Genomic DNA, 1,493 nt, shown 5'->3' on the forward strand with positions numbered 1-1,493 from the left:
ACACGCTCGCCAACCGAACCGATCGCCTCGTTCGTGGCGAAGAGCTGGCTGCCGTTGACGGCATCAGTGCTTGTGGGGTTAATCCTGCCTGCCGCAAGGTTGGTGATTGTGCGCTTAACAGCGTTGTTGCCGACGCTCACCGTACTCTTCGCATTCGTTCCAGCAAAGCCGTAGCGCTTCCCGTTAATTGTGGTTCCGCTAGTATTGACGGTCGGCTGCGTGACCGCTCCAGAACCTAACGCGACATCGCCGGCACTACCTGCGTTTGCCCCTCGACCGACGGCGAGTGCATCGATGGCCGAAGCGGTTGCTTCCCCACCGAAGGCGATTGCGTTCGCCGCACTAGCTTGGGCACCTCGAGTATTATTCACCCCGATCGCAATCGCCCCGTTTGCGGTTGCCCGTGTCGATTCAATTTCAGGCAGAATAGATGCACCCCCACCACCGATGGAGATCGTGTTGTCCCCCGCGGCGATGCTGCCTACACCAAAAGCAGAGCTAGCCTTTCCGGTCGCCGAAGATTCCGCACCAACTGCAGTTGAAAAGTCCTTTTTGGCTACGGCGGAAATGCCCACGGCCGTGACACCCTTCCCTTGAGCATTGGCAAAAGCTCCTAACGACGTATAGCCGAGTCCAACGCCCGTCACAGCGCAACCCGACGCCCAACCATAGGTACCATCACCGCTACCGGCCCGAATACCCCCTTTGGTCATACCTTCAAGATTGGTCGGACCTGGATTTGTTCGATAAACGAGTTTATTCGAGCCGCTTAAGCATCCGTCGACTGGGAATGGGAATGTCACCTCAACTGACGCCGCCTCCCCCTTGCTAGGGCCAATTACAAGCACCGTGACGAAATGCGCGAGGATAAAAATGGCAAGCATCCCGCGCTGGTACAACAACCTGCTTGACCGTTGCCAGATTTGGGTTTGGCCGAACGCAACAACATAGTCAGCCATTTTCAGCACCGGCAGCCAACCATGAGGCCGACAACGTCCTCCAAACAGCAAGCTGTTTTCACTTGGTCTTTCGAAACGAAACCGGTTATCCATAGGCATGCGATTTCTCCAAACTGCTCTGCTGACAAACCGAGCCTAATGTCTTGATAAGCTTGATCCGTCGATTGCCTAGAAGCGCTGATGTGAGATTTGGATGGACACAGATTGAATCTGCATCATCTCTTCACGCGGGCTCCTACGGTATGACGTTAGGTACGGGTCAACTGCTATTTCTCAAAATTCGTCCGATTGAGGCAGGCAATGGGCGACGTCCATTGCCTGCCGTAACCAGCACTGCCCCAAATGTCAGGGGCAAGCCTGCCGGAACTGGCTGGCCGCACGGTAGGGCGAGATTCTGCTGGTTCCCTACTTCCATATGGTGTTCACGCTGCCGGCCGAGCTGGAGACCCGCAAAAACCCTGGCCTGTAGAGCCGCTTCATGATTCACTTCGGATGAACCATGGGGAGTGCCGATATGGATCCGAAGTCACTGTT

General features: G+C 55.8%; 2 pseudogenes. Both read right to left on the minus strand.

Annotated elements, in window-relative coordinates:
* Positions 1-110, minus strand: a pseudogene (locus AC07E3_RS21300) (hypothetical protein); the annotation flags it as partial.
* A gap of 363 nt (positions 111-473) precedes the next feature.
* Positions 474-1,058: pseudogene (locus tag AC07E3_RS21305) on the minus strand (hypothetical protein); the annotation flags it as partial.
* Between the last annotated feature and the right edge of the window lie 435 nt (positions 1,059-1,493).

Source organism: Nitratireductor lacus (assembly GCF_056431025.1).